Annotated in this window: 16 protein-coding genes; 8 read left to right on the plus strand and 8 right to left on the minus strand. The window is 63.8% G+C overall.

Going from position 1 to position 16,312, the window contains the following annotated elements; translation table 11 throughout:
- The first annotated feature begins 6 nt into the window (after positions 1-6).
- Positions 7-2,199 carry a hypothetical protein gene (locus KYX69_RS19660; RefSeq protein WP_300500597.1) on the plus strand — a complete coding sequence of 731 codons (2,193 nt, stop codon included), beginning with the start codon at positions 7-9 and terminating at the stop codon, positions 2,197-2,199.
- A 29-nt stretch (positions 2,200-2,228) separates the two neighbouring features.
- Here the strand turns inward: KYX69_RS19660 and KYX69_RS19665 are convergent, their stop codons facing one another.
- Positions 2,229-2,825, minus strand: a complete 597-nt coding sequence (locus KYX69_RS19665; protein WP_300500600.1) for a Rha family transcriptional regulator — start codon at positions 2,823-2,825, stop codon at positions 2,229-2,231.
- Between the two features lie 256 nt (positions 2,826-3,081).
- Positions 3,082-3,435, minus strand: coding sequence for a hypothetical protein (locus KYX69_RS19670; protein WP_300500603.1), 354 nt, complete (start codon positions 3,433-3,435; stop codon positions 3,082-3,084).
- A gap of 74 nt (positions 3,436-3,509) precedes the next feature.
- Here KYX69_RS19670 and KYX69_RS19675 point away from each other — a divergent pair, with 74 nt between their 5' ends.
- The 7 genes from KYX69_RS19675 to KYX69_RS19705 all read left to right on the plus strand — a co-directional run bounded on the left by KYX69_RS19675 (position 3,510) and on the right by KYX69_RS19705 (position 13,174).
- Positions 3,510-10,175 (plus strand): hypothetical protein, encoded by a 6,666-nt coding sequence (locus KYX69_RS19675; protein WP_300500708.1) that lies wholly within the window; start codon positions 3,510-3,512, stop codon positions 10,173-10,175.
- 46 nt (positions 10,176-10,221) lie between these two features.
- On the plus strand, positions 10,222-10,971 hold the full coding sequence (locus KYX69_RS19680; RefSeq protein ID WP_300500606.1) for a hypothetical protein: 750 nt from the start codon (positions 10,222-10,224) through the stop codon (positions 10,969-10,971).
- Positions 10,971-11,681 carry a hypothetical protein gene (locus tag KYX69_RS19685; RefSeq protein WP_300500608.1) on the plus strand — a complete coding sequence of 237 codons (711 nt, stop codon included), beginning with the start codon at positions 10,971-10,973 and terminating at the stop codon, positions 11,679-11,681. Before KYX69_RS19680 ends, KYX69_RS19685 begins: the two co-directional genes overlap by 1 nt.
- Before the next feature lie 9 nt (positions 11,682-11,690).
- The gene (locus KYX69_RS19690; protein ID WP_300500611.1) at positions 11,691-12,200 is read left to right on the plus strand and encodes a hypothetical protein; all 510 of its coding nucleotides are present in this window, start codon (positions 11,691-11,693) and stop codon (positions 12,198-12,200) included.
- Positions 12,201-12,338: 138 nt separating this feature from the next.
- Positions 12,339-12,527 (plus strand): hypothetical protein, encoded by a 189-nt coding sequence (locus KYX69_RS19695; protein WP_300500613.1) that lies wholly within the window; start codon positions 12,339-12,341, stop codon positions 12,525-12,527.
- Positions 12,528-12,578: 51 nt separating this feature from the next.
- The gene (locus KYX69_RS19700) at positions 12,579-12,782 is read left to right on the plus strand and encodes a hypothetical protein (protein ID WP_300500614.1); all 204 of its coding nucleotides are present in this window, start codon (positions 12,579-12,581) and stop codon (positions 12,780-12,782) included.
- Positions 12,779-13,174 (plus strand): hypothetical protein, encoded by a 396-nt coding sequence (locus tag KYX69_RS19705; protein WP_300500617.1) that lies wholly within the window; start codon positions 12,779-12,781, stop codon positions 13,172-13,174. The genes KYX69_RS19700 and KYX69_RS19705 overlap by 4 nt, the downstream gene beginning before the upstream one ends.
- On the opposite strand, the gene KYX69_RS19710 is transcribed toward KYX69_RS19705, so the two are convergent.
- From KYX69_RS19710 to KYX69_RS19735, 6 genes are all read right to left on the minus strand, one after another.
- A complete protein-coding gene (locus tag KYX69_RS19710; RefSeq protein WP_300500618.1) occupies positions 13,149-13,517 on the minus strand; it encodes a hypothetical protein in 369 nt (122 codons plus the stop codon). The two genes, KYX69_RS19705 and KYX69_RS19710, sit on opposite strands and share 26 nt — an antisense overlap.
- Positions 13,518-13,608: 91 nt before the next feature.
- Complete coding sequence (locus tag KYX69_RS19715; RefSeq protein ID WP_300500621.1) at positions 13,609-13,998, minus strand: hypothetical protein; 390 nt, start codon at positions 13,996-13,998, stop codon at positions 13,609-13,611.
- A gap of 34 nt (positions 13,999-14,032) precedes the next feature.
- Entirely contained in the window at positions 14,033-14,242 is a 210-nt protein-coding gene (locus KYX69_RS19720; protein WP_300500623.1) for a hypothetical protein, read from the minus strand.
- Entirely contained in the window at positions 14,242-15,171 is a 930-nt protein-coding gene (locus KYX69_RS19725; protein WP_300500626.1) for a recombinase RecT, read from the minus strand. Before KYX69_RS19725 ends, KYX69_RS19720 begins: the two co-directional genes overlap by 1 nt.
- Positions 15,140-15,367 (minus strand): hypothetical protein, encoded by a 228-nt coding sequence (locus tag KYX69_RS19730; protein WP_300500629.1) that lies wholly within the window; start codon positions 15,365-15,367, stop codon positions 15,140-15,142. The genes KYX69_RS19725 and KYX69_RS19730 overlap by 32 nt, the downstream gene beginning before the upstream one ends.
- Positions 15,367-16,227 (minus strand): PD-(D/E)XK nuclease-like domain-containing protein, encoded by an 861-nt coding sequence (locus KYX69_RS19735; protein WP_300500632.1) that lies wholly within the window; start codon positions 16,225-16,227, stop codon positions 15,367-15,369. The genes KYX69_RS19730 and KYX69_RS19735 overlap by 1 nt, the downstream gene beginning before the upstream one ends.
- Between the last annotated feature and the right edge of the window lie 85 nt (positions 16,228-16,312).

Raw genomic sequence — 16,312 nt, forward strand, 5'->3', positions numbered from 1 at the left:
AAGCGGATGGTTCGCGTTCCCGATTATCAGCAGACGATCTCACTGCGCCCCGCGCTGCGGCAGGACATCGACGTGCGCGCGACGCCGGAAGCGTTCGGCTCCGACATCGGGCGGGGCATGCAGGGCCTCGCCAAGGGCATCGACAACGTCGGCGACTCCATCGCCGCTGTGAAGGAGCTTGAGGACGTTACGCGAGCCAAGGAGGCCGACAACGCCTATGCGAAGTGGGCGCGCGAGCGCCAGTACGGCGAAAACGGCTTCATGACGCTGGAGGGCAAGAACGCGGTCGATGGCCGCGCGGCGTTCGAGCGCGAGGCGGAAGAGAAGCGGAAGGAGTTCGGGCAAGGCCTGACGCCGGGGGCGGCCAAGGCCTACCAGACGGCATCGCAGGCTCGGCTTAACTCGGTGCTGCAAAGCTCGATCACGCACACCGCCAGCGCGCGCAAGACGTGGTTCGCCGAGGCATCGACGGCGCGGGTCGAGACGTTCGCGAACGATGCGCTCGTGAATTTCAACCGGCCGGATCAGGTCAACAAGAACATTGCGGCGGGCATCCTCGAAATTCGAGAGCAGGGCGCCCTCAAGGGCTGGGATGCCGATACGTTGAAACAGCGGGAAGCCGAGTTCTCGTCGGGCGTCCACAAGAACATCACGCTTCGCATCGCCCAGGGCGATCCTCTGGCCGCCGAAAAATACATGAAGGACAACGCGGGCCGCATGACCGGCGCGCATCAGTACGAACTCCAGAAGAGCCTTGAGACGGAGATCAAGGACGCTCACTCGAAGCGATACGCGGCGGAATGGACAGGAAGGGCCGCCGGCACCTCGGCGCAACCCGGCGGCATCACGTTCAACATGATTGCGGGGTTCGAGGGGTTCCGCGAACAGACCTATTGGGACATGAATCATCATCGCGTCGGCTTCGGTTCGGACACGGTCACGCTGCCAGACGGCTCAGTCGTCACGACGCGGCAGGGCATGACCGTAAGCCGTGAGGATGCTGCGCGCGATCTCAACCGCCGCATCGGTGTCCACCAGCGCAACATCATCGCCTCGGTCGGACCTGAGAAGTGGAACAGCCTGTCAGCTCCGGCGCAGGCCGCCGTCACCTCGGTCGCGTACAATTACGGGTCGCTCCCGTTCGCGGTCGGCAACGCCATCGCGACGGGCGGCCCCGCCGAAATTGCAGCAGCGATCCGGGGGCTCGCCGGGCACAACAACGGCGTGAACACCGGCCGGCGGGACAGGGAAGCCGACGCGGTCGCGACCGGGAACGTGAACGCTGCCGCGCGGCAGGCGCAGGACTACTTCACCGGGCTGGAGGGCTATCTTGCCGGGATCAAAGACCCTGACGTGCAGGACAGGACGCGGAGGCGCATCAACGCCGCTCTTGAGGTCCAGAACAAGGCGAACGAGGCACGCGAGCGAGCGGCCAAGGCCGAACTCTGGAAATATGTTGATCAAGGGCAGACGCCCGATACCGTGCCAATGGAAATCCGGCAGGCGGCGGGGATGGCCGCCGTCTCGTCGGCTTGGGGCTACATTGAGACGGTGAAGAAGGGTCGCTCTGTCGAGAGCGATGAAACGCTACTGTACGATATGCGGCGCTACGCGGCTTCCGATCCGGCGGGCTTCGCGGCCGAAGACCTGAACAATTATCGGGGCAAGCTGTCGAAGGATGCCATCAAGGAACTCACCGGCCTCCAGACGACGGCCCTCACCGATCAGCGCAAGGCCCGCGAAGAGGGCCTGAACCTGACGACGGCGTTTTCCCAGGCGACGCAGCAACTCGAAGCGGTTGGCATCACGGCGACGGGCAAGAAGGGTGAGGCGGCGGCGAAGGAGAACGCGCGGATCGCGCAATTCCAGAACGCGCTTGCTGCCGAGATGGACGCGCACAAGCGCGCCAACAAGGACAGGCCGCCCACACAGCTCGAAATTCAGTCGATGATCAACAAGCTGCTCCTGCCCGTCGTGATCAAGACGCCGGGCATGCTCTTGGATTCGACCGAAAAGAAGCGGCTGTTCGAGTCGTCGGCACGGCCGGATAACGCAACGGTCGATGTGACGGTCAAGTATTCCGACATCCCGATTGACCTTCGGCGCGGCATTGCGACGGACCTGCAACGCGAGCTTGGCCGGAAGCCGAGTGAAGAGGAGATCATCACACGGTACGAGCGCGTGGTGCTGGAGCGGTAGCGGCCCGGCGCGAACCGGGCCGCCTCCCGTCAAGCGATGCGGTTGAGGGCAGTCCTGGCCGGCGCGAAGAGCTTGAGCGCCTGACCCAGGGTCCCGCTGACCGCTGCGATGACATCGGCATCGAGCCATTCCTTGGAACGCAGGGCGGCCTCGGCCGTCATCACGAGATCAAGAGCGTTGTCCATCTGGTCGATCGGCTGCGGAGCGCGCTTGGCCTTTGGTGCTGGCTCGTCGTCATAGACTTGCTGCGGCTTGGAGAGCGCGGCTTCCATCGCATTGAACGCCTCGATGTATTTGATCTTCCAGCCAATCGCCCGCTTGCCGGTGAAGCCCATGGCGAGGAGTGTGAGGCCGTTCCGGTTCATGTGGCAGATGGTGATTTGGCGCTTGCCGCCGGTAGGCATGGCCACGTCGCGTTGCGTCCACTCAAAATTGAGCGCACACGAATTATCGTTTGAAATCAAGGTTCGGATATCGCGGAGCACGTTGTTGTGCTGCTTGCCGAAGAAGGCGGCAACATCCTCGCTGCTCGCAAGAACCTTACCATTACGGGCGAAGACGCGCGGCTCTTCAAGCCCGCGCACGGTGCGAAGGTGGCAGGGGATCGTGGTGATGATGTCTGACATGATGGTTTCCTGACGGTTCGTTCATGGCATCTCCTGTTGTTCAGGCAGGAGCCGGGTACTTGAACACCGCCGTCAGACGGCCCGCGACCTTCCCCCGAAGGGTCTTGTATAGCCGACGCGCTACCCGGCATCTCTGTAATGGGAAGCCGCTATCGGGCGGCGTCCGCTGACGGAAGGTGTGTTCAGCACCAACGCTAAAATGCTGCCGTCCTCACGATCCGTCAAGAGTTGTGAATATCGCAACATGTTGAGACGGTCAAGCTGTGGCAGCGCGCCTTCGGAATTGCGTGACGATGAAAGCTGCTATCGCAACGACGCCTGCCAGAGCGAATTCACCGCCGGTCTCCAAAAAATACGAAGCAGCGCCCATGACATTCCCGCTAGCTGCGCTCATCGTGGAGCGTGGCTCAAGCGTTAGCGCGGTAAAAAGCACGATTGCGCTCGATATCAGGATGGAAACCGGGATGCCGGCGACAGCCAAAGACAGGGTGGCCAAGAAGCTTGGCCGGAACCTTTGCGCCATGTAACGCAAACAGAAAAAGGTCACGATCCCCACGGCAGCGTAGACGAATAGAAGGTTCTGCGTCAGCGTTTGCTCAATCGAGTTCATATTGCCGATCCCCAGCGCTAACCATCCACCGCTAGCGTCGCCCCTTTCAATAGGGGAACGCGGCCTTGGTCACGATGTCGGACTATGACGCCTGGAAAGCGAAGCAGCAACAGGCTGGCGTTGGCGTGGCTAATGTCGTCCTCGGCGCGGTCGATGCCAAGCCTGACGAAGTGGCCGGCGATCTGACGCTTGCCAGCGAGTTCGGCAAGACGACGGGAAGCCCCACGCCTCCGCTGCCCATGGTGCGCGAGTATCGCAACGAATTTCAGCGTCGGATCGAGGAAGCCAAGAACACCACGATCCTGACGAAGTCGCCGCGCCTGACGGAGTGGCTGCGCAATCCCGAGAACGCCGCCATCGCGCGCGATGATCTCGAAGGCTTGTCGTGGTGGGAGACGGCGGCGGGCGCTGGCAAGAACGCGATCTCGCGTGGCCTCAGCCGCGTGCCGCAGTCCTATAATCAGTGGATGGCCTCGGAAGCTTCGCAGCGCCTTGCGGACCAGTCGCGCGGCTTCGGCGATATCCTGTCGGATCAGACGGCGATCCGTGATCGAGATGGCAAGGTCGCCGCGAACAAGCCGGTCGATCCCGTCGATCTGTTATGGACCGGCGCGCGCTATGCAACGTCGCGCTTCGCCCAGGCGTTCGGGAATGACCAGGAGAAGGCCGCCGCGTTCTACCAACAGCAGGCCGGGCAGATTGCGCAGCGCATCGCCTCGATCCCCATGTCGCCTGCCGGAGAACGCTACAAGAAGGCATTCGGCACGCTCAAGCCGAGCGGCGATCTCGGCACGGATTTCAGCAGCTTTATCGCGTCGATCAGCGCCGACCCGGCGGGCTTCGTGTCGTTCTTGGGAGAAACAGCGGTCGAGAGCGCGCCGCAGATCGCAGTGATGATTGGCGTGAATGTCGCTACGCGCAACCCGTTGGCCGGCGCGGGCGTGATGGGAACGTACTCCGCTGGGATCGAGGCCGGAACGGCGCCTGTCGAGTTCATGCGCGAGAACGGGGTTGACGTATCGACGCCGGAAGGCGCGTTGGCTGCGATTCGTGATCCAGAGCTGATGCGGAAGGCCAATCAGCGCGGCGCGACGCGCGGCCTGATCATCGGCGCTATGGATGGACTATCCGGCGGCGTGGCGGGGCAGCAGCTCGCGGCGTCGCCCGTGGGCAACATGGTGCTTCAAGCCCTGACGCAAGCGGCGTTCGGTGCGGGTGGTGAGGCCGGTGCTCAGGTCGCCTCGGGTCAGCAGTTCAATCTTGCTAAGGTGCTGGTCGAGGGCCTGGCCGAATTCGTCGCTGCGCCGGTCGAGGTCGCGTCGGCAGGCGGCAGCGCGTTCATGCGTAACCGCGCGAAGGCTGTGGAAGCGGAGGGCCGCAAGGCCATGTTCGCGGAGCTGTCAGGGCAGGCTCAGAACTCGGTCGTGCGTGGCCGCATGCCTGACAAGTTCCGCCAGTTCGTTGAACAGGCCACGGCAAACGGGCCGGTCGAGAACGTCTATGTCCCGGCCGAACAGTTCGTTGAGTATTTCCAGTCGCAGGGCGTCGATCCTTTCGTTCTGATCGATGACGAGCTTGACGGCGTGACGCGGGACGATCTCGACGCCGCGCTTGCGGCCGGCGGCGATTTGCAGATCCCGACCGCGACCTATGCGGCGAAGATCGCCGGGTCTCCGCATGACGCCTTCCTCATGGAGAACATGCGCTTCGATCCCGACCAGATGACGGCTCGGGAGGCGGCAGAGTTCAATGAGAAGGCCCAGGACGCTCTACAGGAGGCTTGGGAGGTCGCGGAGACGCAGCGGCAGGAGGACGAGCAGTTCCGCTCATTCGAGCAGGAAATCTATGACACGATGGTTTCGCGGCTGCGCGCGGCCGGGCGATCCACCGATGTCGCCACCTCGGAAGCGACGCTCTATCCCGCGTTCTATCGCGTGATGGCTGAGCGCGCCGGGCTCGGGATTGACGAGTTCATGGCCCGATACCCGCTGCCCCAGGTCGAGGGCGCGATTCCGCAGGGCATGCAGCTTCGCGATACCGATGCTTTGAACCGGACGCTCGCAGAGGCCCGCGCGCGGAAGGTCGTGAAGGACAAGCGTGTCTCGCTTCTCGAGTTCATTTCGGATTACGGCGGCATCAACGACGTGGGCGGCGAACTGCGGTCGCGTGACGCTGAGGTGATCAAGCCGGGCAAGGGCAAGAAGAACCTGCGCCTCGCTCGGAAGGGCCTTGCTGCGGGCGTGAGCGACATGTTCGGCTCGAACGGGCGTCGGCATGGCGCTGACGATGTGGCCGCCGCTGCCGTCTCTGCCGGCTATCTCGCCGATCATCCTGTCGCGAATGCCTACCGGGCGGCCATGGAAGCGGGGACGGAGGTTCCCGACATCACGCTTGCGCTCTGGGACGCGATCGACACGGAGCTTCGCGGCGAACGCCAGTTCTCGGCGCAGGATGATGTTGACCCGGCCGTTCAGGCAAACGAAGAGCTTGATGCGATCGAGGCCTATCTTGTGGGCCTGGGCGTCTCGCTCGATGACGATGACGCTTCGATCAAGGCGGCATTGACGGCGGCAGAGGAACAGGCCGGCAAGGCGTATGGGCAGGCGGCCCCGCTGCTGTTCCAGAACATGGCCGGCACGCCTCGCGGTTCGGTCCAGTTCCCGGCGGCCGGCGTCGGCAACGGCGACACGGTGATCCGGCTGTTCGAAGCCGCCGATCTGTCCACCATGATCCATGAGAGCGGGCATTACTTCCTGACCGTGATGCAGGACATGGCTGCGCGAGGGGAGACGAACGCGGCGGCCGATTTCGCTGCCGTCAAGGATTGGTGGCGGGCTGAGGCCGGCGCAGTTGCCAAGGACGCCGTTCGCGTCATGCCTGATGTTGCGGTGACGGAAGCCGACGTGATCGCCGCGCTCGATCTTGGCACCACGGGCGACGCGATGAAAGATGCCGCGATCGACGTGGGCATGCAGGAGCAATGGGCTCGTGCGTTCGAAGCCTATCTCATGGAAGGCAAGGCTCCTTCGATCGAGCTTCGCGGCGCGTTCGAGAAATTCCGGGCATGGCTGCTTTCGATCTATCGCCGGCTGGCCGGGCTCAACGTCAACCCGTCCGACGAGGTGCGTGCGGTTTTCGATCGCATGCTTGCCAACGACGAAGAGATCGCCAAGGCGCGTGAGGAAGCCGGCGGCTCTCAGAACGTCTTCGCGACCGCTGAGCAAATGGGCCTGACGCCGGAAGAGTTCGACCGCTTCCTCAAGCTGCGATCCCAGGCGGAAGACGACGCCAAGGCGAAGCTCCTGCGCGAGACGATGGCACCGATCCGGCGCGAGCGACAGAAGTGGTTCAAGGACGAAAAGGCGGCCGTTCGCGAGGAAGTCGAGCGCGAGGTCAACGCCTATCCGATGTTCCGCGCGATCGAGTGGATGGGCAATCGGCGCTGGCTCGGCGAAGGCCAGCCGGAAGCGATGCCCGATATCCGACTGTCGAAGGATGCGCTCGTTGACCAGTACGGCGAAGGCATCCTCAAGACGCTGCCGCGTGGCAAGCAGACCGTGTACACGGTCGAGGGCGGCATCTCGCCAGACGAGGCCGCCGGGTGGTTCGGCTTTGACAGCGGCGACGAGATGATCCGCGCCATGGAAGCCGCGCCCAAGCGCACTGATGCCATCGCGGCCGAAACCGGCAGGATCATGAACGAGCGCCATGGCGACGTGCTCAATGACGGCACGGTCGAGGCGGAAGCGCTCGACGCGGTCCATGGCGACAAGCGGGGGCAGTGGATCGCCGCCGAACTGAAAGCCATCTCCGAGATCGCGGGCGGTGGCGTCCGCATGACAGCGAAGGAGGCGCGGGCCACCGCTCGCCAGACGATCGCACGGATGCGCGTTCGCGACGCCATGAACGCCAACCGCTTCCTCTCGGCAGGGCGCAAGGCAGCGGAGGAGGCGAGCCGCCTGGGCGCGATGCTGGCCCGCGATGGGGTGTGGCTCCAGGCCGCAACGCGCCGGCTCCAGGCGAAGGCGAGGGCGGCGGCAAAGGGCAACGCGACCGTCGATCAGGTGAACGCCGCGATCGATCGCCGCAACGCCATGCTCGAAAGCAACGATATCGAGTTCGAGGCGAAGGGCGTCTCCCGCACCGCGCACCTTGCCGGCTACAATGAGAATGTCGCCAAGCTGGTCGATGCGAAGCGGCGGCAGCTCCTGAACCATGCGCTCTACATGGAAGCGCGCGCCGTCACTGAGGAGGTTGAAAAGGCAGAGCGCTTCGTCGGCAAACTCGGCAAGAAGACGACGCGCGAGCGCATCGCGGGCGCTGGCCGGCGCGAGAATGCCCAGGTGGATTATCTGGGCGCGATCGACGAAATTCTTGAGCGTTATGATTTCCGCCGCATGTCGTCCGTTGCGGAGCAGCGGCGCGGCTCGCTTGTCGCCTTCGTCGAAGCGATGAAGCTGGCCGGGCGCGAGAACGAGCTTGCGATCCCCGAAGATGTGCTGATGAAGTCGGCGCGCGCGCCGTACAAGACGATTCCGGTCGAGGAGCTACGCGGCGTCATCGACGCCTTGAAGAACCTCGAACACATGGCGACGCGCTGGGACAAACTGATTGATGCTCAGCAGCAGCGGGAGCTTGAAACGGTCGTGGCCGATATTACGGCGGCCTTCGATGCGAACGTGAAGAAGCGCCCGCCGTCTCGGGTTGGGACGCGCGGCGAAGCGATTCGCAATGCGGGTCGGCAGTTCATCGACCTGATCCTGAACGCTGGCACGATCCTGCGCGAGATCGACGGCTTTGCCGATCTCGGCCCGGCCTATCGCAATCTCAAGGCCCCGATCGATGCGGCCATGAGCCGCCTGATCGTTCGCAAGCAGAAGGCGGCCACGGACCTTGAGGCGCTGTATGAGGTCTACACCAAGGACGAGCGCCGCAAGATGGCGGTTCGCGAGCACATGCCCGCGCTGGGCTATTCCCTGTCGAAGTGGGAGCGCATCGCGGTCGCACTAAACCTGGGCAACGAGGGCAACCGCCAACGCCTGACGGATAGCCGTGTGCGCGGCTCCCTGACGGAGGATCAGGTTGCGGCCGTTCTGGCGACGCTCGATGCCCGCGATGCGGATTTCGTGCAATCGGTTTGGGATTACGTTGGGTCGTTCCGCGACGATATCGCCGCGCGCGAGAGGCGGACCACGGGCGTTGAACCGGATTGGGTCGAGGCCTCGCCGATCCAGATCGGCGGCAAGATGCTGCGCGGTGGGTACTACCCGATCAAGTACGATGCGCGGCTATCGTCGCTCGCTCGCGACGACGCGGCACAGGACATCGCGCAATCGCTGCAAGCCGGCCGGTTCGGCAAAGCCCAGACGCGGAACGGGCATACGAAGGCCCGCGCCGAATCCTCGGGCCGCGATGTCGAACTCGATATGTCGGTTCTGCACCGCCATGTGAATCAGGTGATCTACGATCTGGAGCTGAGCGAGCCCGTCGCGAACTCCTGGCGCGTTCTCCAGAGCGGAGAGGTCCGCGATGCGTTCATTGAAGCCGGCCGCCAAGCGGATTTCGACGCGCTCGAAACCTGGCTCAAGGATGTCGCGGAAGGCGAGATCAGGTCGGCGGATTTCGTCGGCCGGGCGGCTCGAACGCTGAAATCGAACTTCACCGCAGCTAAGCTGGCGTTCAATCTCTCGACGGTCCTGATGCAGGTCACGGGCGTCGCTCAGACGATGGTCGTGGTTGGTAAGCGGGACTTCGCGCGCGGCGTCCAAGCGTCGTTCCGGCCGGGCATCGGGGAAGAGATCGCGGCGAAGTCGCCCTATATGTCCACGCGGCGAACCACGTTCAACAAGGACATTTACGACATGATCAACGATCCGAAGACGGGTCCGATCATGTCGCGCTGGGACGAAGCCCGCAACTACGTTGCCGGCAAGTTGGGCTTCTGGCTGATGACGCGAGTGCAGTGGTTCATCGTCGATATCCCGACATGGATGGCCGGTTATCAGCAGGGCTTGCGCCGGTTCGGAAACGACGAGGCCAAGGCCATTGCGCACGCTGACGATGTGGTGAAGCGCGCTCAGGCCTCGGGCCTGTTCTCCGATCGCTCAGCGGTCGAGCGCGGGTCGGCGTCGCGCACGGCGCGACAGAATGACGTGGTGCGTCTGTTCACGACGCTGGGCTCTTATATGTTCGCGAAGTTCAACGTGGCCTATGAGCGGACGGCGAAGGCCAAGCGCGTCATCGGTGACGAGGGCGTGAGCGGGAGGTCCGCGCAGGAGGCGCTTTCGTGGACGCTCGACATGGCGTTCCTGTTCACCTTGGAGGCCGTCTTGATGGCCGCCGTCAAGGGCAAGCTGCCCGGCGGCGATGATGAAGAGGACGAAGGCTGGCTGCGGTTCTTGGCGAAGGAAACCGGCCTAGCGGTGGCTGGGACCATGCCGTTCATCCGCGACGGTGCGAGCGCGTTGCAAGGCTACGATGGTGGCGGTGCATACGGCAGCGCGATCAAGGATGCTTTCGGCGGGTTCGTCGGCGCGGCGCAACTGCTGAAAGCTGGCGCGACCGAAGACGAGGCCAAGCTTTCTTCCGTGAAGAAGATCATTTCCGCGACCGGGCTGGCGACTGGCTTGCCTGCTGCGCAGATCAATCGCGCGGTGGACGCCGCGTGGCGGCAGTCCGAGGGTTCGGATGTGTCGCCGCTGGAATACGCCTTGGGCAAAATGGGCAAATCCAAGAACTAACCATCCGGGGATAGGTTGTTGCGATCGACGTAAAGTCAGGGTCGCGATGACCGTTTCCAGCCAAATCAACAAGTCCGGGCCGTATGACGGCAATGGGGCGACAAACGTCTTCGATTACGAGTTTCGTATTATCGACGAGACTCATATTCGTGTGATCAAGACGAGTACGCTTGGAATCGAGACAGTCCTTGCGCTCGGCTCTGGCTTCACCGTTTCCGGTGTGGGCGATGCGGGCGGCGGTTACGTCACTGTCTCGGCTACGCCGATCGTCGGCGAGAAAATCACGCTGATCCGCGATGTGCCATTTCGGCAGGATACCGATCTCGAAAATCAAGGCGCGTACTACGCGGAGACGGTCGAGGCGGCGCTCGATCTCGCCGCCATGCGCGACCAGCAGTTGCAAGAGCAGATCGATCGGGCCGTGACGATCCCGGCCTCATCCGATGGCGCGGAGCTTGGCGGGCTGGTCGGCGCGATCGTCGCGCTCGGCGGCGTGGCTGACAGCATCACGATTGTCGCTGGCGTGGCGAGCGAGGTTGTGGCCGTCGCGGGCGTCGCGGATCAGGTCGCTCTTGTTCCCGACATGGTCGGTCTTGCCCGTGAGTGGGCAGAGAAGCCCGTCGATGCGACCGTGACTGGAACGGCGGATGGCCGCTCCGCGCTCCATTGGGCCGAACAGGCGCGGATAAGCGCGGCGGACGCCGAGGCCCTGGCCGATCTGATCGGAGCGACAATCTATGACTTCGGCCTCCTGAGTGAGGACGTGGTCGGCTCCGAAGATTGGGGAACCATCTGATGGCACGCACTCCACGCCGGCTTGCGAGAGGCACGAACGCCGAGATCGCGGTTTACGCCGGACCGTCCGGCGAAGCTATCGTGTCCACGACGGATCATCGTTTGGTCGTGCAGAACGGCGTGGCCGGCGGCGTGCCGCATGCTCTCGTCTCGGAGGTGGATGCTGCCCGTGTCGGACCTGGGGCGGTGATCGGATTTGCGCGCAACACGGCTCCCACAGGCTGGCTCAAGGCAAACATGGCGGCGGTCGATCGCTCCATCTATGCCGATCTCGACACTGCGATCTATTGTGGCGATGCCAACAATGCGACTGCTGAATGGGGGTATCGCTGCACGAACCCGGCCAATCCGACCGGCACGAGGAGCACGACGGGTGGATACATCGTAGTGCCCGAAGGGCGCAGCGAATTTGTACGCGGCTGGGATGACGGTCGCGGTATCGATACCGGGCGGTCGCTTTGGTCAATGCAGGCCCAGGCGCTGCAATCGCACACGCACTCGTACACTGACCCAGGTCACTCACATACACTGATCGGAGAGCCCGGCAGCGGGCTCAACGGATCGATCGCGGTTGACGGCGCGACGCTCGGGCCGATCGGTGATGGTAACCAGAACACCAATTCCAGCGTGACTGGAATCACGATCAACAGCACGGGTGGCACGGAGACGCGACCGCGCAATCTCACGCTGCTGATGTGCGTCAAATATTGAGGAGCTGACATGCGCGTCTATCAGACAAGGCCCGATGGCGTTCTCATAGGCTATGCCGAGGCAGACGAAAGCCCGCTACAGCCCGGCGTGTTCCTCATTCCGGGCGGCTGTGTCGTCGAAGAGCCGCCGACATTCGGAGAGGGCAACCGAGCGCGCTGGGATGGCGATGCGTGGGTGATTGAGCCTGCGGATATCGACCAGCCGGCCGAACCCGCGCCCGATCCTGGCGCAATCCCGGCCGCCGTCACCGATCGACAGTTTGCCCAGGCGCTGGCGGAAACCGGGCGCATCACATGGCCCGAGGCGCAGGCCTGGGGAGCGCGCGGGGAAATCCCGGCCGATCTTTTAGAGGCGGTCGAGGATTTGCCCGAGGAGATCGATCGTCAGCGGGCGATCATGTTCCTCGGATCGGCGCAGACATTCGAGCGCACGCATCCCATGACGATCGCGCTGGCGGCTGGCATGGGCTGGAGCGATGAAGAACTCGACGGCCTGTGGGCATTCGCTGCGACGTTGTGATCGCGGCTCGTGACTAAGGCCGGTGGCGGCAACCGTCAGCGACTAGAACAGAGGCCGCGCGAACCAATGCGGGGCCTCGGCGTTATGGATCAGAACGTTCGGATTGAATTTGACAAGCTTCATGAAAGGATCAGTTCCTTGAAAGAGCGCGTCGTCACTCTGGAAGCGCAGAACCCGCACATCAATGCGACGCTGATCCGCATTGAGACGATGGTCGAGCGCTTGAACGGCCATCTCGTGAAAGCGATCTGGGCCGTCGCCCTCCTGTTCATTGCCGCCGTCGTCAAGTTCATCCTCGGCGGCGGGCTGAATATCCCAGGCGTTTAAGCGGCAACCGCCTGCCGGCCATCCTCGGGCTCCGATCACAGGAGCCCCGCTATGACCGCTGTTCTGATCCGCATCGCCCTGCGCTACGTCGCGGGCTTCCTCATCGCCAAGGGCTTGCTGTCGCCCGATCTCGGCGATTACGTCACCTCCGATCCCGACATCGCTGGCATGGTGGAAGTTGGCCTCGGGCTCGCGGCCGGCGCGGCTGCTGAGGCCTTCTACGTTCTTGCGCGTCGCTTCGGATGGTCGAAGTGAGTTGGCTTCTAAGCCTGCTGACCGGCGGGGTGGTGGAGAAATTCACCGGCCCGCTGCTCGACGCCTACCGGGCGAAGCTATCGGCCGCCAATGACGCTGAGCGGATCGAAGCGGACAAGACGATCAAGCGGATCGAGTCCGCGCGCGATATCGCGGTCGCGGAGACGGCCGATCGCTGGAGCGCAACTCGGCTCGGCCGCTGGCTGATCGTCGTACCGTTCGGGCTGTGGTGGGCGGCGATCTACCTCGTGCAGATCGTGAACCCATGGTTTGGCCTGTCGCTCGTCGTCATCGACGTGCCAGCGAAAATCCATGACATGGCGCTGATCCTGATTCCGGCCATCGTGCTCGGGGATGCGGGCGCGCTCATCGCGCGGAAGATCGGCCGCTGAAATACGAGTTCACGAGGATGTCGCCGCGTTGGAGCGCGCCCTTGTCGTAGAGATTGGCAAGGGCCTGATCAGGCGGGACATAGGAGCGGCGGCCGGGCCGCTCTGCCTCGTCTTCCATCTGCCATTTCAGCTCCAGACGGCATAGCTCCGTCCAAAGGTTGAGCCGCTTCGCAGTCGAGCGCTCGCGCCTGAGCGCGCGAAAGATATCGTAGGCGTCGGCCCCGCGACGCTTCCGCCGGTTGTTGAAAGCGGAGCGGCAAGCATCGCAGCAAAAGCCTTGGCCCTTCCGCGCGTCGCTGACGGCGGTTTCGCATTCCAAGCAGGCGATGTCGCTGGCGGTCACGGTGATGGGCCTCCTGAATGCAGCACCGCGCCGCGTGTACACGGCGCGGTGTGACTATCTCACACGAGATGCGATAATCGCATCGTTGTGGTCAAGCGGCTTTCGGTTTGGTGCGGCGCAGGAAGCCGGGAACCTTCTCGTCCGCGATCGGCTCGTCGGTCGGTTCGCTGGCGGTGGAGGCGGGCTCGCCGCCGTCGCCCTGCTGCGCCTCGGGGGTGGGCTCGGCGGCGCTGCCGGGCTCCTCGGCGGGCGCAGGCTCGGGCTCGGGGGCTGAGGTCGCGGCGGGCGGGGCGTCTTCGACGCGGCGGGTCTTCTGCTCGGTCTTCACGTCCTCGACGTTGGCGGCCTTGAGAAGGGCCGAATAGTCGCCCGTCTCGTGAGCGGTCTTGACCAGCGTCAGGGCGGCGAACTGCTCATCGAGCGATTTGCCGGTCGGGAGGAAGGCTTTGATCGAGATCGCAATTCCGGTCTGGTTTGCCATGGTGGCGGTGTCCTTCGTGGGTTGTGGTTTAAGGTTACGCGCCGGCCCGGAGCTTTTGGGAGACGGCCTTGATGCTTCCCCATGCGAGGAAGTCCGATGTGGCATCCGGCATGCTCTCCTTGCCGATTGCCTCCAGCTTGTCGGCGAGCCCGCGCAGCTCTTGCGCGGCCTTGCGAAGTCCGGTCTTGCCCGACATTTTGATTTCGATCCGGGCGAACTCGGGCGTTTTCAGTTCGTCAGACATCAGATGTCATCCCCAGGCTGTGGGCCGGGGTCGCCATCGAAGTAATCGCCTCCTTCGATGATCTCGCCCGTCTCAGGGTCATGGGGCGGGTCGGCCTGCTTCTGCGGCTCCTGCCGGGCCTGCTGCGGGGCGGCCTTGGGCGTCACGTCCTTGAGTGCCGCCGCCGCGCCGCCGCGCTTCTTCGCTGCGGGCGCGGGCTTGGCCTCGCCGGCAGGATCGTCATTGTCGATCTCGAACCGATAGTCGTCATCGATCCGCTCGACGGCCTGCTGAAAGCGGTCGCGATCCGTGCTGCTCGGAAGGTATTTGGACAGGCGGCGGAACACGGTCTTTCGCGCCATCTCGCTCCAGTCGGTGGACCATGGCGTTGATTTGATCTTGCCAGCCTTGAATGCCTTGTAGGCGTCCGATCGATCGCGGATGCGGTTCACGTCGGCGACGGACATGACTTCGTGAACGATGCCACCTTCGCGTAGCTCTGCGAGGGCATAGACGGTGTGCGGGTCGCCGCGCTCGCCTTCGTGGTCGATCTCGTGCGTGATCGGCTCCGAAAGCTTCGTCGGGCTGTGCCGGAACACGTCGCCCTTGCGGACGACTTCGACGACGATCCCGCGAATTTCGCCGGAGTTGTAGGCGAGCTTGAGGAGCCCGCGCATCATCGGTCGATACTGCACATCGCCGTTGTAATCGACCACAAGCGCGGCCTCGCGCCCGTCGAGGATCAGGCCATCCGAGGCGGCCTTGCTGCACGCGGCCAATAGCGACGCCGGGTTCGTGACCTTCTCGATGTTGCGCGTGAGCGCGATTGCCGTCTGAGCGGTTCGAACAAACCGATCCGGTGTGATGTGACCGGGCAGGGCCTTCGCGAACTCGCCGTGCATCTTGGCGATGTCCGTCTTAAGCGCTGGCAGGTGGTTCGCTTGTGCCATTGATTTCTCTCAGGAGCTGGGCGGCCCGCATCTGCGGACGGCCGGTTGATTTGGTTATGAGGTCGGCGAGGATCGCGACGGCCATGGAGCGGTCGCGATCGTGGACGCGGCGGTAGTAGGAGGCCGCGCACCAAAAGGTCCGGGCGGCTGTTTCGGGGTCCATCGCGCTGCGGCGAGCGGGGATGAACTGGTTCATCATGCAGCCGCTTCGCCGTCGATGCCCGGCGCTTCGGTGAGCTGATAGGCCCATCGCTTGAAGGACAGCTCATGGACGCCGTCGCCGTATGCCGGCCATGTCTGGGTCTTCTCGCACTCGACATAGGTGTTGAGAGCCTTGCGCATCAGCGCGCGGCCCTCCTCCACGATCGACGGCGGCAGCTCGTAGACGGCCTTGGCGAACGGGGCTTTCTTTTCCCAGGCGAGGAAAACGAAGCCCTCGACGGCTTTGCCGTTCGCGCGCCAGCCGTCCGAATAATGCGCCTCCTGGGCGTGATAGCCGTAGTTGACGACGGCCTTTGAGAAGGCATCGGGATGGGCGCTGACCGTCGATTTGACATCGAGCATGACGCCGAGGTCTTCGCGGTAGAGGTCGGGACGGCAGCGGCAAAGCGCGCCTGTCTCCTCGTCGCGCCAGTAGCCGGAAGCCTCGATCATCGGCTTGCCGCCGGTGATGATGCCGTTGATCCATGAGTCGGCATGCACGCCGTCGCGGATCGCGAGAACGGAGTCATAGTCCGGGCCGGTCAGCAGGAGCTTGCCAGAAAGCGCGCAGCCCTCGACCATGTCTTTCCACTTGTTGCCGCGCCGATCCTCGGGGCCGCGAAGAACCTTCTTCTCGAACTCGTCGGGCTGGAGAATGGCGAGGTGGCAGGCTTCGCCGAAGTCGAACGCATGGCTCTCCTCCCGCTCGCCGAATTTGTAATGAGCCGGCGACTGTGTCTGGATCGTCCAGAGGCCGGATTTCGAAATGCCCGGCCCGGCGTGGTAGCTTTCGTTCGGCGTGCCCAGATAGATGCCGGGCTTGATGTTGGGATCGACCTTTGGCGCGACGGTCATTGCTGCGGTCCTGCTGTGTTGCGTTGCGGTAAGCACAACGCTAAGCGCAACATGGTGCGCTCGTCAAGTCAGGATTTCAGAAATT

This window comes from Sphingomonas sp., assembly GCF_030145815.1.
In the GTDB taxonomy this organism is placed as follows: Bacteria; Pseudomonadota; Alphaproteobacteria; order Sphingomonadales; family Sphingomonadaceae; genus Sphingomonas.